This is a genomic window from Siccibacter colletis (assembly GCF_000696575.1).
GTDB classification, from domain to species: Bacteria; Pseudomonadota; Gammaproteobacteria; order Enterobacterales; family Enterobacteriaceae; genus Siccibacter; species Siccibacter colletis.
This window is the reverse complement of record NZ_JMSQ01000026.1, coordinates 15923-39556: the sequence shown is the minus strand read 5'-3', so window position 1 is coordinate 39556 and position 23634 is coordinate 15923. Positions and strand designations below refer to the sequence as shown.

Annotated in this window: 22 protein-coding genes, 1 tRNA gene and 1 pseudogene; 5 read left to right on the top strand and 19 right to left on the bottom strand. The window is 50.9% G+C overall.

Translation table 11 applies throughout. The features are described 5' to 3' along the window. Positions 1-169 precede the first annotated feature (169 nt). On the bottom strand, positions 170-1291 hold the full coding sequence (locus ET34_RS0117300; RefSeq protein WP_031524152.1) for a ribosomal protein uL16 3-hydroxylase: 1122 nt from the start codon (positions 1289-1291) through the stop codon (positions 170-172). 335 nt (positions 1292-1626) lie between these two features. On the opposite strand from ET34_RS0117300, the gene ET34_RS22115 reads away from it, so the two are divergent. Then, positions 1627-2274, top strand: coding sequence for a uracil-DNA glycosylase (locus tag ET34_RS22115; RefSeq protein ID WP_081826952.1), 648 nt, complete (start codon positions 1627-1629; stop codon positions 2272-2274). Positions 2275-2836: 562 nt separating this feature from the next. Then, positions 2837-3193: a hypothetical protein gene (locus ET34_RS0117295; RefSeq protein WP_031524151.1), complete on the top strand. Its 357-nt coding sequence runs from the start codon at positions 2837-2839 to the stop codon at positions 3191-3193. 167 nt (positions 3194-3360) lie between these two features. Here the strand turns inward: ET34_RS0117295 and ET34_RS22105 are convergent, their stop codons facing one another. Continuing rightward, positions 3361-4794 (bottom strand): hypothetical protein, encoded by a 1434-nt coding sequence (locus ET34_RS22105; protein ID WP_072002060.1) that lies wholly within the window; start codon positions 4792-4794, stop codon positions 3361-3363. A gap of 109 nt (positions 4795-4903) precedes the next feature. On the opposite strand from ET34_RS22105, the gene ET34_RS23020 reads away from it, so the two are divergent. After that, positions 4904-5095, top strand: coding sequence for a hypothetical protein (locus ET34_RS23020; RefSeq protein ID WP_152548413.1), 192 nt, complete (start codon positions 4904-4906; stop codon positions 5093-5095). Positions 5096-5415: 320 nt separating this feature from the next. Here the strand turns inward: ET34_RS23020 and ET34_RS21105 are convergent, their stop codons facing one another. The 13 genes and pseudogenes from ET34_RS21105 to proB form a co-directional block, all read right to left on the bottom strand. Next, complete coding sequence (locus tag ET34_RS21105) at positions 5416-5688, bottom strand: Ogr/Delta-like zinc finger protein (RefSeq protein WP_031524149.1); 273 nt, start codon at positions 5686-5688, stop codon at positions 5416-5418. Positions 5689-5967: 279 nt separating this feature from the next. After that, entirely contained in the window at positions 5968-8652 is a 2685-nt protein-coding gene (locus ET34_RS0117285) for a DUF927 domain-containing protein (RefSeq protein ID WP_031524147.1), read from the bottom strand. Then, a complete protein-coding gene (locus ET34_RS0117280; RefSeq protein ID WP_031524145.1) occupies positions 8649-9059 on the bottom strand; it encodes a hypothetical protein in 411 nt (136 codons plus the stop codon). The genes ET34_RS0117285 and ET34_RS0117280 overlap by 4 nt, the downstream gene beginning before the upstream one ends. Further along, positions 9049-9288: a hypothetical protein gene (locus tag ET34_RS0117275; protein ID WP_031524143.1), complete on the bottom strand. Its 240-nt coding sequence runs from the start codon at positions 9286-9288 to the stop codon at positions 9049-9051. The genes ET34_RS0117280 and ET34_RS0117275 overlap by 11 nt, the downstream gene beginning before the upstream one ends. After that, positions 9285-9839, bottom strand: coding sequence for a host cell division inhibitor Icd-like protein (locus ET34_RS0117270; RefSeq protein WP_031524141.1), 555 nt, complete (start codon positions 9837-9839; stop codon positions 9285-9287). Before ET34_RS0117270 ends, ET34_RS0117275 begins: the two co-directional genes overlap by 4 nt. 122 nt (positions 9840-9961) lie before the next feature. Continuing rightward, positions 9962-10966, bottom strand: a pseudogene (locus tag ET34_RS21100) (P2 family phage major capsid protein). 18 nt (positions 10967-10984) lie between these two features. After that, positions 10985-11851 (bottom strand): hypothetical protein, encoded by an 867-nt coding sequence (locus tag ET34_RS0117260; RefSeq protein ID WP_051640568.1) that lies wholly within the window; start codon positions 11849-11851, stop codon positions 10985-10987. 46 nt (positions 11852-11897) lie between these two features. After that, a complete protein-coding gene (locus ET34_RS22095) occupies positions 11898-12104 on the bottom strand; it encodes a helix-turn-helix transcriptional regulator (RefSeq protein WP_072002059.1) in 207 nt (68 codons plus the stop codon). A 107-nt stretch (positions 12105-12211) separates the two neighbouring features. After that, on the bottom strand, positions 12212-13009 hold the full coding sequence (locus tag ET34_RS0117255) for a hypothetical protein (protein ID WP_031524137.1): 798 nt from the start codon (positions 13007-13009) through the stop codon (positions 12212-12214). Then, on the bottom strand, positions 12999-14189 hold the full coding sequence (locus tag ET34_RS0117250; RefSeq protein WP_031524135.1) for a tyrosine-type recombinase/integrase: 1191 nt from the start codon (positions 14187-14189) through the stop codon (positions 12999-13001). Before ET34_RS0117250 ends, ET34_RS0117255 begins: the two co-directional genes overlap by 11 nt. A gap of 164 nt (positions 14190-14353) precedes the next feature. After that, positions 14354-14429 (bottom strand) — tRNA-Thr (locus ET34_RS0117245). A gap of 113 nt (positions 14430-14542) precedes the next feature. Further along, complete coding sequence (gene proA, locus ET34_RS0117240) at positions 14543-15796, bottom strand: glutamate-5-semialdehyde dehydrogenase (protein WP_031524134.1); 1254 nt, start codon at positions 15794-15796, stop codon at positions 14543-14545. Between the two features lie 10 nt (positions 15797-15806). Next, the gene (gene proB / locus ET34_RS0117235) at positions 15807-16910 is read right to left on the bottom strand and encodes a glutamate 5-kinase (RefSeq protein ID WP_031524133.1); all 1104 of its coding nucleotides are present in this window, start codon (positions 16908-16910) and stop codon (positions 15807-15809) included. Positions 16911-17200: 290 nt separating this feature from the next. On the opposite strand from proB, the gene phoE reads away from it, so the two are divergent. Then, positions 17201-18262: a phosphoporin PhoE gene (gene phoE, locus ET34_RS0117230; RefSeq protein ID WP_031524132.1), complete on the top strand. Its 1062-nt coding sequence runs from the start codon at positions 17201-17203 to the stop codon at positions 18260-18262. Positions 18263-18350: 88 nt separating this feature from the next. Here phoE and crl read toward each other — a convergent pair whose 3' ends face one another. The 3 genes from crl to gpt all read right to left on the bottom strand — a co-directional run bounded on the left by crl (position 18351) and on the right by gpt (position 20623). After that, positions 18351-18752, bottom strand: coding sequence for a sigma factor-binding protein Crl (gene crl / locus ET34_RS0117225; RefSeq protein WP_031524131.1), 402 nt, complete (start codon positions 18750-18752; stop codon positions 18351-18353). 57 nt (positions 18753-18809) lie between these two features. Next, positions 18810-20057, bottom strand: coding sequence for an esterase FrsA (gene frsA, locus ET34_RS0117220; protein ID WP_031524130.1), 1248 nt, complete (start codon positions 20055-20057; stop codon positions 18810-18812). A 107-nt stretch (positions 20058-20164) separates the two neighbouring features. Further along, complete coding sequence (gene gpt, locus ET34_RS0117215; RefSeq protein WP_031524129.1) at positions 20165-20623, bottom strand: xanthine phosphoribosyltransferase; 459 nt, start codon at positions 20621-20623, stop codon at positions 20165-20167. 258 nt (positions 20624-20881) lie between these two features. Between gpt and pepD the strand changes: the two genes are divergently transcribed. Beyond that, positions 20882-22339 (top strand): cytosol nonspecific dipeptidase, encoded by a 1458-nt coding sequence (gene pepD / locus ET34_RS0117210; RefSeq protein ID WP_031524127.1) that lies wholly within the window; start codon positions 20882-20884, stop codon positions 22337-22339. A gap of 93 nt (positions 22340-22432) precedes the next feature. Here pepD and dinB read toward each other — a convergent pair whose 3' ends face one another. Then, on the bottom strand, positions 22433-23491 hold the full coding sequence (dinB, locus tag ET34_RS0117205) for a DNA polymerase IV (RefSeq protein ID WP_031524125.1): 1059 nt from the start codon (positions 23489-23491) through the stop codon (positions 22433-22435). Positions 23492-23634: the final 143 nt, after the last annotated feature.

Here is a 23634-nt window from a genome sequence, read left to right as displayed (position 1 = left end):
TAGCGGCGACCAGCCAGGCGTGCGCCAGTCATGAGCATGCCTGTAAAAGATTAGTAAATATGAGAAATTGTGACGGAATAATATGAAAGGGATATGGATTTGGTGGCTGAAACGAACGGAACGCGATGACCGCGGCTCGCGTAACGCAAGCCGCGTAAAGGACGGGAGTTTACTCGTCGAAGAACCAGTATCCCTGATTCACCAGCCCGGTTAACTGGCTCATAAACGACGGGTTGTTGAGCGCGTCACCCAGCTCGTTTTTGCCGATAGCGGTATAACGGCTCAGCGCATCTGCGCCACTGCTGTCGGCAGCGTCAAAAGGTTCGCTGTTGATGAATACGCTGCCGTTAATGTTCAACACCCGCAGACCGTTCAGACGCATCAGCCGCTCGCCGTCCTGCAGCGCCTCCTGAATCTCCTGCGGCTGATACGGCGGCTCTGCCGGGGCGATATCCAGCTCGTGACGCGGCGTGGTAATGAAGCGACCAAACCACGCGCGGAAATCCTCCGGCTGCTTCAGCATCGTCGTCATCATCTCGCGCAGGCGATCCATTTCATACGCTTCGACCCGTCCCGGATGATCGCGCAGAGTGAGATCCGGATCGCTGTAGTGCTCGCCGCCCAGATCGTTTTCCAGCGCGTAGTCCGCGAAGCTGCTGATCAGATCGCGTCCGTTGGGGCCGCGGAACCCCACCGAGTAGTTGAGTGCGGTTTCGTGGGTAAAGCCGTCGTGCGGGAACCCTGGCGGTATATAAAGGATGTCGCCCGGTTCCAGATCTTCATCAATGATGGGCGTAAACGGATCGACGTGCAGCAGCGCCGGATGCGGGCAGAACTGACGCATCGGCAGCTTATCTCCGACACGCCAGCGGCGACTGCCCATGCCCTGAATAATGAACACGTCGTACTGGTCAATGTGCGGCCCCACGCCACCGCCCGGCACCGAGAAGGAGATCATCAGGTCGTCGAGCCGCCAGTCCGGCAAGGCGCGGAACGGACGCACCAGCTCCGCCGACGGCGCGTGCCAGTGGTTTACCGCCTGCGCCAGCAGCGACCAGCCGGTATCACCCAGGCCATCAAAATGTTCGAACGGGCCGTTGCTGGCCTGCCACTCGCCGTTGTGATGGCTGACGAGGCGGCTGTCCACTTCCGGCTCCATCGCCAGCCCGGCCAGCTCATCAGGGGTAATGGGGTCGACGAAATCAGGAAACGCGTTTTTCAGTACCACCGGCTGTTTTTGCCAGTATTTTTCCAGAAATTCAGGCCAGTCGAGCGTGAGTTGATATGCCATGGATTGCCACCAGTGAGAGGTAAGAGGCGCTGATTATAGGGAGGGGATGAGGGACGGGTTTTGTTGTGGGTCAATGGAGGAGGCTAGGATAGATTAATGGAATGGGTCTGGTACTCGGGAGGGGTAAAATTACCTATCACCGTAGTTTATCCTGATACCAACTTTAGTCTGTGACTGGATGGCTTTGAGAATGTCACTTATTCATCCACTCAACCGGGTGAGGTCAGTTATTCAATGCAGAAAATCAGACACATTTATAAGGAAGAAAGAGGCTATTTTCTGATACAGGTTCTAAACTCAATCATAAACGGAACGGGACATTCACGGGTAAAATTATGCTTGATGAATCGGTAGTACCAACAGAACCAAAATCATTGAAATATGCATCAAACATACATATCAGGAGGGGATTACTAACGGCCCCTCATATTTTACCATTAACTGCATATGCTGAACGTTTGCGGGACAGGCTTGGAGACAGCGTCTTTGTTCCTGATTTCGATCCTCTTGATGGAGGGATCAATGCTGAGTTCATTTTTCTTTTTGAGAAACCCGGTCCTAAAACTGATTCAAGAAATGGTGGTTCCGGATTTATCTCACGCGATAATAACGACGAAACAGCCAAGGCTACTTTCGAATTCATGGACAATATCGGTTTAACGCGATCTCGGTCACTAATCTGGAATACTATCCCTGCATGGAATGGTTCAAGAGTCTTTAAGGGCCTGGATGTAAAAGAAGGAATTCATTTGTTCGAGGAATTACTGCCTTTATTGCCAAAAGCAAAGACACTAATTCTGGTAGGAAACCAGGCACAAAAAGCTGAAAAATTTCTTAAATCAGCAAGTTTAAACATACATAAATCAGCACACCCATCCCCATTAGTGAAAGCGCGCAGTCGTGCATTGTGGGAGCAAATCCCAATAAAATGGGCTGAGGCCATTACGAGCAGGAATACTATGAATGCAGGAACTATTATCTAATGTGCCAATATTATGAGTCACTAAAGGATGATGAAGGAGAAAAGAAGTTAAAAATTCAAAAAAGCAGATGGGCAAGGAGCACTATGTATTTACAATGTTTTTAGCGATATTAAAAAGGAAATCTTCAGTCTTTCCCTGGATTCATTTATCAGTGGTGATGTCCTGGCCAATACTCAAAAAAGTATCAAAACCTTAACTGTGAGCAAGCTTGTTCACTTCAATCCTTTCAACTTCAGTTTATAAGGCTGTTTGAGAATGAAGACAACCTTTCCATGTGTACTGACGCTGCTGCCATTGACGGCTCATACAGGAAAAATCACAATGAGCCCCCGATAAACAAGAGTTAAAAGGCGTGAAGTAGCTGAAAACAGCATCTATCTTTTTACATTGGTGACACGCTCACAATCCTGCCCATTCTCTCGCACGTTTGACACCTCGTATAATGAAAAGTAAGCCAAAGACAAATTATTCCAACAACTGCCACTCATTGCTGATTTGCTCTTTGCTATAATGCACTCTCCCGGTAAAATCTTACTGTTGTTAACATTCCTGAGTATTCCTAATGAAAAAAACACTCATCATCGCGCTTTCGTTATTCTCCTTACCTGTAATCGCAGAAGAAGATCAGGGTCCTGGAAAATACATTTGTGACATTCGTATTTCTAGCATAGACACCGCTACCAAAATTCTATCGAAAGCCGCAACAGTTCTTGATAATGAAAGCAACTTCATCGTCCAAATGCCCAATGGTGATCAGTTGTATTCTCCAGATCTGGAAAGCATTGATGATGGATTGAAACAAAAAGCTGAAAAAGGTGACGTGACTTTCATTCGCCGTCCAACCTTCGGCGATAGATTCATTGTGGAAGATGCAAATACAGGGTTCTTCTATAAGATGCGCAACTGTGAGAAGAAATGAGGTATTAAATCTATTATTTATAAATTTTTATTGTGATGGTGCCGATAATAGGAACAAAACAAAACCACAATGTATTGAATTTACTAGGTTAACAAAAAAATAAAGGAAGGGGTGCCCCCAAAAATGCCCCCTCCATAACTGTATATGCAACTCTGTTCTTTTACGTGTTAGTCAATCAAAAAATCCCACAAATCTCTTAAGGTATGGAAGTTTTGATTTCCACCGTTCATATACTCATCACACATTTTTTCAAGATCTTCATCGTCTATTGACAGTATGAAACCTCTGCCATCATTTGCAGTATCAAGACAACGCTGTCTAAATAATTTTTTATCCTCAATCTTCCTACATACGAGAATACCTATATTTCCCCTATTCCTTGAGAATCGACCAGATAACTGATCTAACTCAGGATTAGCAATTTCTGAAGTATAATTTTTACACTCAACATAAATTCTAGGGCATGTGTAATGTTGCGAAAGCCAGTTAAAGAAACCATATTTCGCCTCATTATTATAAGTAATATCTATCCTCTTTCTTCCTTCATGAATTTTATGCTGCTTCGTCGGATAACATAATGAGGGATAGAATATTAGAGAAAATATCTCTTCAATAAGATCTTCGTACTCCCCAGCTTGTTTTGCACCTGTTTTTATTGATTTTAATTTTTTAAGAATCGGATAAATATCAACTTTGTCTTTGATTTCTTCTAACTCATTGAAAACTTCGTGCGATAATGGTGCGGATGGGTTTTTTTCTTTATGTTGTTTATAATCTTCAAATACATCAGGCCTTTGTAAAGTTTGATTAATTACAGAAGGCTTATCACGTCCATATTTATTTTTTAAACTTTTTTTAGTTACTCGCCTTGTGCCATTTTTTAAAACCTCTACCAAAGAAGAGTTATTTCTTAAATGTTCATCTTGCATTTCTGGCAATAAATAATGATTATAAAATTCGTCATATTGCAAACATAACCTATGTCTAACTAATAGCTTAGGAACTAATATTACTTTCCCATAAGTAGTCATTGGTAATGATACAAATTCACTGTACCACGCACCTTTATGTGGATCCCATATTGGCCCAGAGTCTATATTAGGAGTTAACTCTATACCATAATATTCACATATTTCTTGTGTGTATTTTATTAATGGCCCTCTTAAAATATTGCTTACTGCATCAGAAATCATGTCAGTACCGATTCCTGGTATTAATAGCGCTGTATCTTCAAGATCTTTTAGCAAACCAGTAGTGACAGCCTTACTTTGAGTTAGAGCATTCCAAACTGAATGAGCTGAACCAGCACCAAAACCATGTCCACGAGATTTTTCAGAGGAGTAACCTAAATGAAATTCATTTCTCTCATTCAACGAGGCTAACAAATTTTGCGCTTCTGCATTTTTGCCAACCTTGATTAGTTTTAAAACCCTCTCAAAGAAACTCTGCAAGTGAGATGTTAGTTCTTGTCCCCAATTCGAGTCTAGGGATTTAATAGCACCAGGATCTAGAAAAACTGGTATATCGGTATCCAGTGGTATATCGACGAAATCCAGATAAGCTTGAGAACGATTAAGTTTGAAATATTCCGAAAAGCGCATAAAGACTCCTAAAATTAAAATGGTTTTCCAAAAAAAATCATGGCGCTACATAGAATCCATAACAAATACATGAAATGGAGCACAGCAAAAGCAGAGAGGTTTATGTTGGATGATAGAACTTATCATCTCAAGTAAAGATAAATATGGCAAGCATGTGCGTGGCAAGACGGTTAAGCAACCATTACCTCACCTATCTAAAAGTTCTCTTACTATCCAGAAAGCTAAAAATACATCATCACTTAAAACATTAATGACGAAAATCGCACTACACCGCACCCGCCTGCCACTTTCATGGCAGTAAATTTTTTCAGTTTTGTTTTTCTACATACAAGGAAGCCAGCCCGCGGCAGTGCTGGCTCTCTGGCATCAAAACCGGACTGAAAAGATTGAAACGAATTTCACTTTTTTTCAGTTTCTGCACTTCCAGGAGTGGCGTAATTTTATTTAGATTATTGTTTCAGAAGGGATTTTTAATTTTATGTCCCTATTCGTTAAAGATAACGTTGAACACAAAAATAATAATGTGATTAAAATCAGTTAGTTATCAACATAGTACACTGAAAAAATTTCATCACATATCAGCAGTGCCGGGCATGCGTTTCGCCTCCCGGTCTGGTGCCGTTAAGCCCGTTTTTTTGCCTGAAGCAGAAGTTCCAGCGCCTTATCACGATCCTGTTCCGGCAGGGCATCAATCAGTTCTTTTACCCTTCCCTGCCCTTTTAGAGCACTGGGGCTGATGGTATGGGAAAAGGATACGCACATCACAAAGGTATGGCCGCATTCAACGTTGGTACAACTACAGTAAACATCCGCCAGCTGTGGATGTTTACGATTGGTCTTACGGATCGTCGCGTCGGCAAGACATTCAGGGCAGGTCATTTTCATTATGCGCATGCAGATTCCTTTATTAATTGCCTGCCAGAAAAGGGCTGACAGGATAAGTCTTTTTACCTGAGAGCGTGTAACAGCGGTAACACTGGAAACAACATTGATTTATAAGGATAAATGCCGTTACCTTTGCATTTTTTGTCGAGGTAACGTGTGGTAACACCCGGTTTTTGTTACCACTGTTACCACTCCTGTTTTTTAACTGGTAACAGCCACAGCCCCTGTGGTGCCTGACTGTTACCTCTGTTACCTGTGTTACCTTATAAAAATAAGACTCGTGCGAAGCTATTCTTCCGGGTCGCCCAGTACATTCGTATTAAACTGGTACACCCGTTTGAGGCCTATTTCTGGCAGGCGAAGGCTTGTCTGGGTTCGCCCATCCCTTCCCGGCTCAAGCCAGCCTGCACTGACGCAGAGTTTTGCCACCTTACTGGCATTGAAACCTTTACAGATTTCCTTCCAGCCTGACGGCAGGACATAAAATGTCGTGACCGTTTCCGTGGTCTGACTGCCCGTATCCACTTTGCGAAAGCCCATCATGGCCACTGGACGGTTCCTGTCGTCGTGCCAGTCAGCAAAACGGCTGTACTGGTTACGCGTGATAAAGTCGCGCACCTGTTCCAGCGCAGCGCGATCTTCCTGATTGGCTGAATGGCCACGATCCACCATCCACGATGCCAGACAACGCTCTGCCGCTGCATAAGCCTCACCTTCCGCCCAGCCGGTGATACCGGCGCGGGTGGCCAGCTCCCCGGCCATCGCCACCAGGGCAAAGCGGGTCACTGCCCGCCCGACCTGATTCCCCGCATCCTGTGGTGTCAGCCTGCGCGTGAACTCTTTCAACATCGCCTTAGCCTGGCTGGTGACCTCCGGAAGTGAGGCCGTGATATGGCGCAGCCAGTCACGAAACGGCGCACCGTGGTACTGTGCTACCCCCTGCTCCAGATGCTCTGACAGCGCCTTGCCACCGTTGAAACCATGAAGTTCTTCAAATACCCCGTATTTACCGGAATCGCTGGGGATCTGGATCATCCTCACCTCAACACCGGCATAAGTCCGTTCACCTGCGTTTGCCGCATGTTCCACCAGGGATAATTCGCCGGTGGAGAGAAACAGCAGGTTCCAGCGATTCGTTTCCCTCACGGAACCGTCCGTTCTGGCTCTGGCCTTGCCCTGGCCATTAGCGAGCATGTAAGCAATATTCCCCGCTTCGCGTCCGTCGACCTCACGGATTTCATCGAGCATCAGCGTGGCGTCATTGCGGCGACTTGCCGTGCCCTCAAGCGCGTTACCCGTCGCACGCCATGTATGCCAGAAATCTGTACCGCCACAGACAGAAGCCGCCACTTTCATGGTGGTGGTTTTGCCATCCGTCGATTCACCTTTCAGGTGATAACCGCCCCCACTCATTCCGACCAGTTGCAACAGTGGCGCGGCAAACGCTAGGCTGACGCTGAAAGCCAGCCTGGCGTTCCCAGTGCAGTAGCGCCCAATTTGCTCACGCCACTCTTCGGATGTGCCACTCACCCGGAAATCACGTCCTTGAACGCTGGAAGTCTGAAGGATGACCGAACGCGCGTCACGACCAATAACCTCATCCTGTAAAACGTACACGCTGCCATGCCAGCCGGTTTTGTTCACACAGGTAACTTTATTTTCCGGCTTACACAGTGAGATGTATTCCATCAGGTGCGCCCTTGCTGCACCGTTAACATTGATATAGGAAAGCCCGTTAACCAGCAGTATGCGGCGCAATTCTTCTCCGCTACCGCCGAGCATTTCCATCGGCATCGCCCATTTTCGTGGAATACCGTTGGTGTCCTCCCATTCCAGCAACCGCCCGTAATTGCTGCCATCGGCATCACTGGTGATTGCCGTGACACGAATAGGGCTGGAAATCTTGATATTGCGGATCTCAGTGTCGCCGTCTGACTTATTAACCAGCTTGTCATACCAAAGATATTCTTTGGTAAGGCGGAATCCCTCCGGCAGCCGTGTCTGCCCCCGGCCATGCAGGGTCATTTCATCCCGGAATGCCTCGCGGGCGCGCTCCAGACCATTTTCCTGACGGAAATCATCCCAGTCAGCTTTATGACGGGTCGGCGGCAGGGTTACCCAGCCGTTAACCGCTTTTGCGGCCTTTTCCGCCCACAGACGCCCAGTGTTTTCTTTCCCGTCCAGCAGATCGTTATCAGCGGCCAGCACAATGCGAGTATCCGGCCATTTCTTCCGTATTTTTTCAGCGGTTTTAACGAGATTTGTCGCCGCCACGGCGGCAATAATCCAGCCGGATGCAATCAGGGAAACCGTGAGCGCAGTGGCGAAACCCTCTGTGATGATGACCTGCTCAGGCGGTGTCGCGGGAATGTCAGCCAGCGCGATGAAACTGCCGCTCAGCTGGCTGCCCGGTAACAAACTTTTATCCCCTTCGGGGCTGATAAGCTGACCGCCGGTGATACCTCCGTCGCTGTCAGTCAGTGGCAGCAGCAGTGAACCGTCAGAAAAAACAGTCCCCGCAACAGTCGTGGGCTGCTCAAGCAGGCTGTAAGCGTGGCCATAAAGACCGTGATCGCTCAGGTAGCGGCTTTCCCCCTGCCTGCTTTTCTTCATCAGCTGATGAAAACGTGCCCTGCCATTTGCCTGCCGTGCAGCTTCATTCCTGGCTGGCTTAACGGGTTGCTGGCTCACTTCTGCCAGAGACAGTGTTCCGGCCACCATGCCCGATGCCTCTTTCACGCCTTTGCCGGTCACCAGTCTGACTAGATCCAGCCCATCGCCATTACCACACTGGTTACAAAACCATGTACCGCGCCCTTCTTTATCATCCAGGCGAAAACGATCCTTGCCGCCACATTTTGGACATGCGCCATGACGTTTACCTGCCGGTATGTCGATTCCAAGAGACGAAAGAATATGAGGCCAGTGACCACGTGCGGCGGAAGTTACCGATGTTACGGACGTTTGCTTCACTGGCTCACCTCCCGCTGATCACAGGGCATGAATTCATAGCCCGGGGGCAATTCCCCGTCAGGTGCGCCAAAAATAATGTCCCGATAAACTTTACGCATTTCCGTGACACCTTCAACGGACAGCCGGAGTCTTTCGCCTATAAAACCCGGCGAGAGCATTTTTTCCAGTATCTCTGTGGCCAGACAACTTCCCTCGTCGATACCAAACTCATCCATCCACGGCATTTCAATGTGATAAAAAATGTTCATGGCCACTTTGTCATGCGTAAGCGCCACTCGTTCGCCATCTTCGATATAAGCGGCTTCGCCATTAACGCGCTCCATCAGAGAAATGAAAGCCTCAGCGATATAGCGGCGCAGTAATGCAGTGCGAAAGCCTGGAGAAACAATGAGTTCGTTACTTATCATTGTGGATCTCCTTCATGGTGCTGGTTTCCTTTACAACGCCATCGAGCTGCTCAGCAAGACAGGCAAATATTGCCGCAGCGCCATCAGAAGAGACCGTACGCATGCAGGAGACATTGCTTAAGGAAAGCACATCGGCAAGGAATTCACTGGCAAGCGCAACGCGCAAAAGACGTTTTACCCCGATTTCAGTCAAGGTGCAGCCAGACTGCACAGCAGAGCTATCTTTCATGCCATTACCTCCCCGGTAGTCCTGAAAGGAATACGACCAGCAAAGCAGAGGACAAAATCGGTAATTAGTTGCAGTCGGGCATCACGTTCGGTGTGTGCAGTAATACGAACCGGCATAGGCAGGGCTTTACCATCGATACGACGCACGGCAAGAAACAGAAAGGTATATTCGGGGTGTAACAACGCGGGGACTGTAGCCATAATGGCAATCTCCTTCAGATAGCGGTTAACGCCACCACCGGAGTTTCCACGCTCACTGGTGGTAGCCCAGACGGGGGTGGAAATACCGGCTCTGAAGGATACCGGCCTGACCGAAGTCAGCCCCGCCTGAGCCACCATTACGTGATAGCTACAACGGCATAGAAACCGCTGCGCAAGTAACAGATGTGCAAAGACAAAGACACAAAAAAAGACGCATGGCGCGCCTGGTGTCGCCTTCAGATTACACGGGTTTCCACGCCCGGCTGCCGATTTTGCGGCAACAACGGAACTATAGCCCGCCAGATTAAGGCTACGCAAGAAATTTATAACCGAATTCATTGTATTGTTCATTTCTGAAAATCCTGACATTTTAAAAGCCCTTACAGGGTCTGCCACTCTGTAGGTTTCATTTTTTCCTGTGTAAGTTCTCAAAGCCCGCTAAATAATCAGCGGGCTTTTTATTTGCCGTAAAGTTAGTCAACGAGTGAAATTGCGCTCTCATCAACAGCGGCGTAGAGTTCCGGATTGCCCAGCGCATAACCTTCATTACGCAAATAGGAATGCACATATTCACAATTATCGTCGTCAAATTCGGCGCGAAAATATCGCGTGTTCTCCTGCGTATAAATATGCAAATTGCTCAGTGTAGTCACAGCAAGACGCTTACCCGGCATGAAAGGTGGAATGAAAGCGAAACGCCCGGCAACTGAACTGGCGGCCATTTGTGCGGCGCTGATATCTGCCGGGCGGTCAGCAGCATTAAACAGGCGAAGGCGCTGTTGTGCAGCCAATTCAGCCCCGACCATTATCACCAGCCGCGGATCTTCCCGGAACGGCTCCGCAATAACACTATTGATGAGATGATTAGCCAGCAAATCGATATTCTTCCATTTCCCCGTTTCACCTAAGGTAAGTGGTTCAGAAATAACCTGCCTTCCTTTCATGAAATCTTTTGCGAGCGCATGCCAGCCAATATTGACGTCTTCACCTTTCTTATTTAATTCCGGAATGGTCGTTTCAGAAATTGATGAACCATTAAAGCCAACACGTAGCATATCCAGTGAATATGCCTAACTAAAAAAGTTATCCAGCGCTTCGTCAAAACCACCTGCGTTACCAAGATTATAAATATCCGACAATTCGCCATAGCTGATAGTGGCACAGGTATCCGTTTCTGAAAGCCAAAACTCTGTTCCATTAATTGATACCTTTTTCCGAAAGCGCCCATCCGCAACCCGGCCCGTATGTAGCTCGCTGGCTCCAATATTGATTGCATTACCCGAAACAGCATTAACATCACGCAGCGTGATGTTTCCCATCATCCAGCCTGATTCCAGAATAGATGCACGGAGAATGTTTTCCTTATTACCGCCAAGTGAAAAACGACGTCCTTCATTAAAACCCGCATTGAGACTATCTGTTAATTTCTCATGATAAAGACGTGCCGCATCTGGCTTTTTATTTTTAAAAGCAAACATAAATACACCCTGAATATATTAGATGGAAAAAAGCTTTTCTTTTCGCTCTGTTAGTTTTTGGCCTTGGAGGCAATATTCAACATAATCCTCAGCGGTAACCACTGCACGTAACAGTGAATTATCCACCCTGTAATACTCTTTGTAAGCGGCTACCCTTTGTAAGCCACCATTATTTAAAGCGTACATGTCAGAAGGTGGAGTACAGTGTTTAATGATTTCACGTACAGCCTCCACCAATTCATTAAGGGCATCCCTTACGAACCGGGCAGCACTGGAAATTACCGGATTCTGGTCAGATGCCGTAATTTGTGCCGGGATGTACTGGGATACAGGAAAAGAATGCAACACCGATCTATCTACGCCCTTTCCGATTCGCTTTGCTTCCTCGACAAGTAAGCCAGGAAAAGACCGGAAAAGTTTTACCCGCTCTCGTTGTTCTTCAACCCTGCTTTGCGCGGCCTGATAAAGATATTCAGCATCAGCTCGACTCACGGGATGTGAACCCCGGTTCTTCATCTCGGCAACACTGCGAGCTGTATAAACCTGCTTTGTTGCCGCTTCTGCTTCAGCTGCTGCACGTTCTCTGTAGCCAAGCTCCTCTTCTTCATGGTGGCAAAGTTGAATGCAGCGCTTTAATAACATATTAATTTCAGAAGCTTCCGCGCCAGTATCAGGAACGACCAAACCAGTTAACGCAAAAAGTTTGTCTCCCTCATTCCGTAATTTGTTTAGCGAAAAGATTTCAATAATGCGGGCAATACATGCGGCGTCACTATTTAAATTTTTAAACGGAATTACTTTATAGTTTTGAACATAAGCAAGAGCACTACTTTTTGTAAACTTCAGGGCGAGTGAAGCCCCACCCTCTAAATGAAGGTCATTCATTATTCACCTCAAGATTTCTTGTTATTTAAGAAAAAAGAAACAATGTTTAATCATTGACAGTTGAATGACTATCACGCCATGCGTAGTAGTCACCCGCTCGCCAACGAGACATACGACCTAACTTAATCGGCTTAGGGAATTTACCAAGTGAAATTAGCTTATAAATCCACTTATCAGTGAGCAGACAATCAGAAGTGATATATTTCATATCAATTAGTGAGTCTGAATTAGGGCGAGTATCAGTTAGCGCCATGATTAGTTCCTCTCAGTTCATCGATTCGGGTTAACGGAGAGGATTAAAGCACCTGGCTTGGGTGTAAAAAAGTCGAGTAAGCAAAAAAAACTTACTCGACAAAAATGTTAACAGATTGTGAAAATTGGTTTTTTGAAAATTCCTGAAATCAACTTACTAATTACTGTGAAAGACAAGGGAGGTTCTTTCTTATCAGGCCAAAATTCTTCAGCTCGGGTGAAAATAAGCTCTGTAAGTGCTGTAGCGTTGTCCTTTTTGACATTAGAGTTTTCTTTATAGAGATAAATGGCCACGCTCAAAACTTGATTTCTTTTTGCTGCATGTCGCTCTTGTTGAGCAATTGAAAGCGATTTGTATACATCGGAAGAAGATGAATCATTGTTAATTATGTTATAAAGTTTTCGAACATCTTCGCTTTCTAGATATCCATCATGCTCTAAAAAGAAGCCATCCGAATTTTTCCAGTCCATCTGGAAGAATTTCACATCATTTGATAATATTTGTCCAGCCGGTATAAGGAGAGAGGGGTATACAGGAAATTGCCCACTATAAAAGATAAAGTCCTTCTGGATTTTTGGTGGGTATTTAAAATAACCTTTGATACGTACTATGACTAAATTCTTGTCATTTTTAATTTCATATATTTTTATAAGACTATATTGGCTAATATAACTATAACCTTCATCACCCTTATCTAAGGAACCAATGTGATTTAAAAATTCACTTACATTTCTAACTCGATGCTTTGAAAAGTTACCCTCCCTACCAACATAAGCTGAGAATAAAATATCATTCTCCCCAGACAGATGAAAAATATCTTCCTCTTCACAACTCAATATCTTAGCAACCTCTGCTACTTGATAATGTGTGCGAAATAGTTTCAAAGGAGAAGTTTTATTTGTCATTAAGATTCATTTCCCCAATAAAGTCCGCATACCACTGCATCATTTCCCTACGCCCTTCAATATATTGAGCATGGTTATAAATTCCTCGAATTGAATTTTTGTCCAAATGAGCAAGCTGGGTTTCAATCCAGGCGCTATTAAAACCTTTCTCGTGCAGAATCGTACTCATCGTATGCCTAAAACCATGCCCTGTTACACGGCCAGCATACCCAATACGTTTAAACACTTGGTTGATACTGGCTTCACTCATGAACTTACTGGGATCGTTGCGTCCAGGGAACATGAGCGGATAGTTGCCTGTCAGCTCTTTTAACCGTTGGAGATGAACTAATGCTTGTTTTGAAAGCGGTACAATATGAGTTCTACGCATTTTCATGCGTTCTTTAGGGATTTCCCACACTGCGTTATCAAAATCCACCTCTCGCCATTCTGCTGCTCGTAGTTCTCCAGTTCTGAGACCTGTCAGGATGAGTAATTTTGCCCCCAATAATACAATTGGGCTTCCTGAATAAGCGTTAAGGGTAGTAAAGAACTCGGGCAGCTCGTTGGCCTTGAGGAATGGATAGTGAACTGCTTCATGGCCTTGCATCGCACTAGCAAGATCTGGTGCCGGATTGTAGATCGCTCGACCCGTTACGATGGCATAGCGGAATACTTCACCGCATCGCTGACGAACTTTCTTCGCTTTTTCCATTGCTCCTCTAGCCTCTATTAGTCTAAGAACTTCAAGCAGCTCAAGAGGCTTGATATCGGCAATAGGACGATGGCCAATATGCGGGAAGATGTCTTTCTCAAATGCCTCGATGATGTCCGAAGCGTAGCCCTCAGACCATTTGGGAGACTTAATCTTATGCCACTCTAACGCCACATCTCTGAATGGATTGAGAATCTCGATCGCAGCGGTTAAGGCCTGCTTTTTTGCTTTCTTTACTTCACCCGGATCATCACCAGCCGCCAGTAATTTCTTCGCGTCTTCACGTTTTTGCCTGGCATCGGCGAGAGACACTGTTGGATAAACACCAAAGGACAAGCGCTTCTCTTTGCCAGCAAAACGGTACTTCATACGCCAGTAACGCGAGCCATTGGGTTCAACCTGAAGGTATAGGCCACCTCCATCAGACAGCTTATAGCTCTTCTCTTTTCCTTTCGCAGCTTCAACCTTGCGGGCATTCAGCATCATTGGGGGCATATTTCCTAGACCGAACAGAACATGCCCCTAATTGTGCCCCCGAGTGCATGTTGATTTCAAGAGATAAAGGTTGACCTCAAACGACCATTAAGGGCATGAAATCTATGTTTTTAAAGGGTTTTGTTGATGTGGGTTGACTTGAGAAAACTAAGGGATGGTGCCGATAATAGGAGTCGAACCTACGACCTTCGCATTACGAATGCGCTGCTCTACCAACTGAGCTATATCGGCGTTGTGACGGTGTTCACGAGCGTGAACAACGGTGTAAAAGGGTAGGAAAAAGTGGGTGATGCGTCAATGCCCTTTCGGTTTAAGCGGCCGTTTTTGCATCACCCACTGGTCAGTTACGCACGAATTGTATCGTCGCCGAAACCGATCCACTTGTAGGTCGTTAACGCTTCGAGGCCCATCGGGCCACGGGCGTGCAGCTTCTGAGTGCTCACCGCCACTTCCGCGCCAAGACCAAACTGGGCGCCGTCGGTAAAGCGAGTGGACGCGTTGACGTACACCGCTGACGAATCCACTTCATTGATAAAGCGATTCGCATTGCGCAGCGTGCGGGTCAGAATGGCGTCCGAATGCTGGGTGCCGTGGGCGCGAATGTGATCGATTGCCCCATCGAGATCGGCGACGATCTTCACGTTCAGATCCAGCGATAAAAACTCGTCGTCATACTCTTCCGGTTTCACCGCCACCACCGTCGCCGGGCCTGCCTGTAACAGCGCCAGCGCCTGATCATCGGCATGCAGCGTTACGCCCCGCTCGGCCATCCTGTTGCTCAGCGCTGGCAGGAAGCGTTCCGCCACCGCCTGATGCACCAGCAGCGTCTCCACCGTGTTGCAGGTGCTGGGGCGCTGGGTTTTCGCGTTGACGATGATATCGATAGCCGGCGCGAACTCGGCGCTGTCATCGACGAAAATATGGCAGACGCCGATCCCGCCGGTGATCACCGGAATGGTGGACTGCTCGCGGCACAGCTTGTGCAGCCCTGCCCCGCCGCGCGGGATCAGCATGTCGATGTATTTATCCATGCGCAGCATCTCATTCACCAGCGCGCGGTCCGGGCTTTCAATCGCCTGCACGGCGGCGGCGGGCAGCCCGCACTCCACCAACGCCTGCTGGATGACCTTCACCGTGGCGGCGTTAGTGCGCCAGGTCTCTTTCCCGCCGCGCAGAATGGCGGCGTTGCCGGTTTTCAGGCACAGAGAGGCGACGTCAACGGTGACGTTCGGGCGCGCTTCGTAAATCACGCCGATAACCCCGAGCGGTACGCGGCGGCGTTCGATGCGCAGGCCGCTGTCGAGCAGCCCACCGTCGATCACCTGCCCTACCGGGTCGGCGAGATTGCAGACCTGACGCACGTCGGCGGCGATGGCGCTCAGACGCGCCGGGGTGAGCAGCAGCCGGTCTAGCAAGGCGTCGCTCAGACCGTTATCGCGCGCTTCGCTGACGTCCTGCTGGTTAGCGCTCAGAATGCTTTGCGACTGCGCTTCCAGATAATCAGCGATCTTTTCCAGCACGCGGTTTTTCTCGCGGCTGGAGAGCAGCGCGAGCTGATACGAGGCGGCTTTTGCCGCGTTGCCCATTTGTTCAAGCATGGCCAGCTCCTTAGCGGGTAATCATGTCGTCGCGGTGAACGGCGACCGGACCATACTCATAGCCCAGCACGGTGCCGATATCCTGCGAGTGTTGGCCGGCGATACGGCGCAGGGCGTCGCTGTTGTAGCGGCTGACGCCGTGGGCGATGTCGCGCCCGTCGAGGCGGCGAATACGGATCACTTCCCCACGCGAGAAGTTACCGCTGACCTCTTTAATGCCTTTTGGCAGCAGCGAGCTGCCCTTCTCCAGAATCGCTGCGCTGGCACCTTCATCAACGGTAATTTCCCCTGCGGGCGGTGCGCCGAAGATCCAGCGTTTGCGGTTCTCCAGCGGCGTTTGCTGGGCGTGGAAGCGGGTGCCGACCGGCACACCGTTCATCACGTCGCCGATAACGCCGGGCTTGCTGCCGGCAGCGATGATGGTGTCGATCCCGGCGCGGCAGGCGACGTCGGCGGCCTGCAGTTTGGTGCCCATGCCGCCGGTGCCTAATCCGGACACGCTGTCGCCGGCGATGGCGCGCAGCGCGTCGTCGATGCCGCGCACGTCGGCGATCAGTTCCGCCTGGGGATTGGTGCGCGGGTCGGCGGTGAACAGCCCCTGCTGGTCGGTGAGCAGCAGCAGTTTGTCGGCTCCGGCAAGAATTGCGGCCAGCGCCGACAGGTTATCGTTGTCGCCGACTTTAATCTCGGCGGTTGCCACGGCGTCGTTTTCGTTGATGACCGGTACGATATGGTTATCGAGCAGCGCGCGCAGCGTATCGCGGGCGTTAAGGAAGCGCTCGCGATCTTCCATATCGGCGCGGGTCAACAGCATCTGCCCGACGTGAATGCCATAGATGGAGAACAGCTGCTCCCAGAGCTGGATCAGGCGGCTCTGCCCTACTGCGGCCAGCAGCTGCTTGGAGGCGATGGTTGCCGGCAGTTCCGGGTAGCCCAGGTGCTCACGCCCGGCGGCAATCGCCCCGGAGGTGACGATAACGATGCGGTGCCCGGCGGCGTGCAGCTGCGCGCACTGACGCACCAGCTCCACGATATGGGCGCGGTTAAGTTTGCGGGAACCCCCGGTTAACACGCTGGTACCCAGTTTTACGACCAGCGTCTGGCTGTCACTCATGATTTTTTGCCGTTCAACGAAAAGAAAAAGTTATACCAGTGAACGTTGTAACAGGAGTCGCGGCCCTTGCCAACAGGCGCTGTAAAAAGGGCAAATGAGGTTGTGCAGGATCAGCAAGCGTAGCGGTGTATGTTGACATTTAAATGACAGAATCAAATAAACACGATTATTTAAAATTTTTCTTATCGTGTAATAAAACCTTCATCCCGGAACGATAAAACCCTCCATGTTTTTTCACGGGACCAAACGTCCTGAGAATATTAAGCGCGATCTATCAACTGGGATTGAAAATGAAAAAGAGCACTCTGGCATTAGTGGTAATGAGCGTCGTCGCTTCCGCTTCGGTTCACGCAGCAGAAGTTTATAATAAAAACGGCAATAAGCTGGACGTTTACGGCAAAGTGAAAGCTCAGCATTATTTCAGCGACAATGACGGCTCCGATGGCGATAACACCTACGTCCGTTTCGGTTTCAAAGGCGAAACCCAGATTAACAGCGAACTGACCGGTTTCGGTCGCTGGGAAGCAGAGTTCTCTGGTAACCAGGCAGAAAGCGATTCCACGCAGAAAACCCGTCTGGCCTTTGCCGGTCTGAAATGGGCGCAGTTCGGTTCTATCGACTACGGTCGTAACCTCGGCGTGCTTTATGACACGGCTGCATGGACCGATATGTTCCCGGAATTCGGCGGTGACTCTCTGACCCGTACCGATAACTTTATGACCAAGCGCTCTACTGGCCTGGCGACTTACCGCAATACTGATTTCTTCGGCGCGGTTGACGGCCTGGATATGACCCTGCAATACCAGGGCAAGAACGACGATCGTTCAACCGTGAAACAGAACGGTGACGGCTTCGGTGCTTCACTCTCTTATGACTTTGGCGGCAGCGATTTCGCCATCAGCGGTGCTTACGCGAAATCCGATCGTACTGAAGAGCAAAACACGATGGCACTGGGCCGCGGCGACAACGCTGAAGCCTGGGTAACCGGCGTGAAATACGATGCGAATGACCTGTACATGGCTGCTATGTACGGCGTATCGAACAATATGACCCCAATTTCATCTTCTCTGGGCTTTGCTAATAAAGCAGAGAACTTCGAAGCTGTTATTCAGTACCAGTTCGACTTCGGTCTGCGCCCGTCCCTGGGTTACGTGCTGTCTAAAGGCAAAGATATCGAAGGCGGCGTGGGCAACGAAGATCTGGTTAACTACATCGATGTTGGCGTGACTTACTACTTCAACAAAAACATGTCTGCGATGGTGGATTACAAAATCAACCAGATCGACAGCGACAACCAGCTGGGCATCAACGACGACGACGTCGTGGCTGTGGGCGTGACCTATCAGTTCTAATCGGTACCCAACAAAAAAGCCCTGCAATGCAGGGCTTTTTTATCTCTGAACGCCACGCGGCGCGCTAAACACGCCGGGGGATAGCCTGTCAGGCGGAGAGTTTTACCGGCTTCTCGGCAAAATCATCGGCAGGCTCCAGGTCCAGCTCAAGGGTCGCCAGCAGGGCACGCAGCCGTTCGTGGAAACCGCGCAGCGTCTGCTCCAGCTTGTCGTTAACCTCTTTATCCTTGATCGCGGTGGGCTGCCAGATACCCTCTTTGTCGAACAGACCAAAATGATAGGTATAGGTAAAACGCTTCTCCTGCGCTTCCAGCTCCATCCACCAGCCCCAGAACTCACGCTTCTCCGGCGCTGGCTTTACGTTTACGCAAACCGCCAGGCAATCGAAAAAGAATCGGTTATCTTCACACTGCTCTTCCCGAATATACGGGCCAAGCGCAGTGAACTTCTTAATCAATCTGCTTTTTGGGTGTCCACTCGGTAACGTCATTGCGATCTCCTTTTATGAAGCCACTGTTTTACCAGACCAATGAAATTTAGCAATCCATTAACGCAATCTATGGCCGATCCAGTCGGTAATTTCCTGTAGCGCGCGGTCAAAATTGCGGTACACCGGATTAAACGGTATCTCCAGCAGTTTGCCGTCGGCAGATGACGAGGTGATTAAACGCGACTCCTCCGGCGGGCTGAAGGGATCGTTTTTCCAGTAGCCGGAAAGCATCGGCGTCGGGCAGCGGCGACCCAGCAGCCCCTGGGTTTTCAGCGAATAGCGGTTGAGTTCGACGCGCAGCGCATTATCCGAAGCGTCATACATCCCAAGACGACTGGCGAGCACGTCCATATACATCTCCGGCACCTTATCCTGCCGGGCAGTATCGCTCAGCAGATGATGCACGACCGGCCCAAGGCAGGCGACGGCTTTCAGGCGCGGGGATTCGAGGTAAGCCAGCCGTACCGCGACGTTGGCCCCGAAGCGAAAACCGAACGCCGCGACGCGGGTGTGATCCACCCAGGGAATGTTCGGCAAGGCCTGCAGCACGTGCTGGTGCAGCTGGCTGGAGTCCTGGGTCAGCTTCCATTTTGAAGAGAAACCCACCGAGGGCATGTCGATGGTAAGCATGGCGATGCCTGCCGGTGCGAGGTAGCGCTCAAACAGGGTATGGTAGTCGCTCTGCAGCGCGTCCAGGCCGCCGCACACCAGCACCGTGGGATGCGGGCCATCGCTGCCCTTCGGCAGATGCAGGAAGCCGGTGATGGGGCTGCCGCCGGGAACCGGGAACTCCAGCTCGCGCAGCTCACCCGCCAGGCGCGGGGCGGCTTCTTCATAGGCTTTATTGGCCAGCACCTGAGCCTGTTCGGCCAGGTCATCGCCTTTGAGATGCGGATAGGCGGCAATGCTGTAGAGGTTGGCAGCCATCAGCCAGTCACGCCCTTTTTGCAGCTCGTCCTGAGCACTGCTGGCGCGCTGCTGCCAGAGCATCGCCTGTTTCGACCACTCGTAGATCCAGTTGCCGCTGCGGTAGCCGATGACGGTATCAAACAGCTCATCGTCGGTGCGGTCCGTCTGGCTGGCGGCGATGCGCGCCTGCACTTCGAGGATTTCACGCGGATCGACGCCGCGCCATACCCACATCAGGCGGTTGATCATGCGATACCAGTGCGGCACGTTTTTGCCGTCGAGCGCCGACTGTACGGCCAGCCCCTGATGGTGCTGAACGCGGCGGACGAGGGTGGAAGTTTCAGGGTGTTTGAAACGCGGTTTAAACAGGGTCTCGCTGAGGTTAGCCTGGGTCATCGTGCTTTCACTCCATTACAAGCTCACGAATCGTTATTGTAACTTCACCCGCGCTAAATAAAACAAACGCCCGGACAAAGCCGGGCGTTATTTACAACTCTATACGATTAGCGGCCTGACAGCGGCGGCACGAAGACCACGCCCATGTCCCACGGCTGCTCAATCCAGGTGTCCTGCGGAATGTCGATCACGTAGTCGTCCACCAGCGGGCGGCCAGCTGGCTTGGCGAAGATAGTGACGAAGTGCGCTTTCGGGTACATTTCGCGGATAGCGACCGCGGTGCCGCCGGTATCGACCAGATCGTCAATCACGATAAAGCCTTCGCCGTCGCCTTCCGCACGCTTAAGCACGGTCAGCTCGCGCTGGTTATCGTGGTCGTAGCTGGAGATGCATACGGTATCGACATGGCGAATACCCAGTTCACGCGCCAGCAGCGCGCCCGGCACCAGTCCACCGCGGCTGACGGCGATAATGCCTTTCCACTGCTCGGAGGGCATCAGGCGGCTTGCCAGTTTGCGTGCATGGATCTGCAACATATCCCAGGTGACGACGTATTTTTCGCTCATGTGAAGTGTCCCGGCCTGTTAAAAAACGGCGTAAAAAGTGTTCAAGGGGGAATTGGTTGCGCGAGATTATAGAGATCTGACGCGCTAAAAACCAGTGTTGAGCGGCGGCGGCTATGGATTTTACGCCTGCGGGACTATCCCTCGCAGCGAAAAATGGTATTCTCGACTTCACCATCCTGGGCCGAATAACGCCCGTGTTTATCTGCTAAACCTGTGACCCGTCGCTAATTTGCCCGGTCTACCTCAAGGAGACTTAACGTGTCTGAACTGTCTCAGCTCTCGCCGCAGCCGCTGTGGGATATTTTTGCCAAAATCTGCTCCATTCCGCACCCGTCTTACCATGAAGAAGAACTCGCAAACCACATCATGGGCTGGGCGCAGGAAAAAGGGCTGCACGCCGAGCGCGACCAGGTTGGCAACATCCTGATCCGCAAACCTGCGACCGCAGGCATGGAAAACCGCAAAGCGGTCGTGCTGCAGGCGCACCTTGATATGGTGCCGCAGAAAAACAACGACACCGTGCACGACTTCACCAAAGATCCAATTCAGCCGTGGATTGACGGCGAGTGGGTGAAAGCGCGCGGCACCACGCTGGGTGCGGATAACGGCATTGGTATGGCGTCCGCGCTCGCGGTGCTGGCTGACGACAGCGTCGAGCACGGTCCGCTGGAAGTGCTGCTGACCATGACCGAAGAAGCTGGCATGGACGGCGCGTTTGGTCTGCAGGCTGGCTGGCTGCAGGCAGACATCCTGATCAACACCGACTCTGAAGAAGAGGGTGAGATCTACATGGGCTGCGCGGGCGGGATTGATTTCATCTCTACCCTGGCGCTGCAGCGCGAAGCGGTTCCGGCCGGTTTCCAGACTTTCAAACTGACCCTGAAAGGACTGAAAGGCGGCCACTCCGGCGGCGATATTCACCTCGGTCTGGGTAACGCCAACAAGCTGCTGGCGCGCTTCCTGGCAGGCCACGCCGCGGAGCTGGATCTGCGGCTGGTGGATTTCAACGGCGGCACCCTGCGCAATGCCATTCCGCGTGAAGCCTTTGCTACCGTGGCCGTGGCTGCTGATAAAGCCCAGAGCCTGAAAACCCTGGCAGAGGACTATCTGGCGATCCTGAAAAACGAACTGGCGGAAAAAGAGAAGAACCTGACCGTGGTGCTGGAAGCGGCGCAGAGCGATCGCGCTGCACTGACCGCCGCGTCACGCGATGCGTTTGTTCAGCTGCTGAACGCCACGCCGAACGGCGTGATCCGCAACTCAGACGTAGCGAAAGGCGTGGTGGAAACCTCCCTGAACGTCGGTGTGGTGACCATGGACGAGCAGAATGCGCAAATTATCTGCCTGATCCGCTCGCTGATCGACAGCGGTAAAGAGTACGTGGTGAGCATGCTGGAGTCCCTCGGCGCGCTGGCCGGTGCACAGACCGACGCCAAAGGCAGCTACCCTGGCTGGCAGCCGGACGCCAGTTCACCGGTGATGGCGCTGGTGCGCGAAACTTACCAGCGTCTGTTCGACAAAACGCCGAACATTCAGGTGATCCACGCGGGCCTGGAATGCGGGCTGTTCAAAAAGCCGTACCCGGAGATGGACATGGTTTCCATCGGGCCGACCATCACCGGTCCCCACTCCCCGGACGAGCAGGTGCACATCGAAAGCGTGGGCCACTACTGGACCCTGCTGACCGCGCTGCTGAAAGCTATTCCGGCGAAATAAGCGCGTTGGCTACGACGAAGGGCGGGGCGATCCCCGCCCTTGTTTATTTTTACTTCCGGGTGTGCGGGCGCTTACCTGCCTGGTAAGCACATTTTAAAGCCCCAGCAGCAGCTGACGTTCGATTTGCGGGTCGAGCAGCGTAACGTGTAACCCCACCAGCCGCACCCCGCGCCCGCCGCGCCGTTCGTCCCAGGTCTTACGCGCTGTCGCGATGAGATCGTCCTTATTCAGCTTCGGCCAGACGTGCTCCTGGGTGGTTTGCTGGAAATCATTGAACTTGAGCTTCACCCCCTGACGGGCAATCAGCAGGTCGGGCTTAACGTTGCGCAGACGACGCTCCAGCTCGGGGTAAAGCTGCTGCTCGATAATCGCTTCGCACTGCGCCCATTCATGAATATCTTCCGCCAGGGTACGTTCGACACCCACCGATTTACGCTGTCGGTCGCTGCTGATTTCGCGCTCGTCGATGCCCTGGCTGCGCTCCCACAGCACCCGGCCAAACTTACCAAAGCGCTTGAGCAGCTGGGCCAGGTCGCTGTTCTGAACGTCCTCGCAGGTGCGCAGCCCCATCGCCTCAAGCTTACCGGCGGAGACTTTACCGACGCCGGGGATTTTGCTCAGCGGCAGCGTTTTTAAAAAGTCGGGCACGGCATCGGGGGTAATCACGTACTGGCCGTTGGGCTTGTTGAGATCCGAGGCGATTTTGGCGAGAAACTTCACCGGCGCGATGCCCGCCGAGGCGGTCAGTCCGGTTTCATTATAGATAGTGGCGCGGATCTGCTGAGCCATAAGCGTTGCCGAGCCGTGGCAGTGCACGCTGTCGGTGACGTCAAGATAGGCTTCATCGAGCGAGAGCGGTTCAATCAGGGAGGTATAGCGGGAAAAGATATCGCGGATTTGCGCCGAGGCTTCTTTATAAGCATCGAAACGGCCCGGCAGCAGCGTCAGGTGCGGGCAGAGCTTTAGCGCGGTGGCAGTGGGCATGGCGCTGCGCACGCCGAATTTACGCGCCGGGTAATTGGCGGTGCTGATCACCCCGCGCCGCTCGCGGCTACCGCCAATAGCCAACGGAATATCGCGCAGGGCTGGATTATCGCGCATCTCTACCGCCGCGAAAAAGCAGTCCATATCAACGTGAATGATTTTACGCATACCCTACCCTCACCTTTACTGGATAAGTATACAGGCAAACGCGTTTAAATAAGAAGTGCCGGATTATGCCCGCCTCTGGGTTGCAAAGGTTGTCCAGAAATAGAATATGACCGCCGCGTCTTTTATTCCCCGGAAATAGCGCG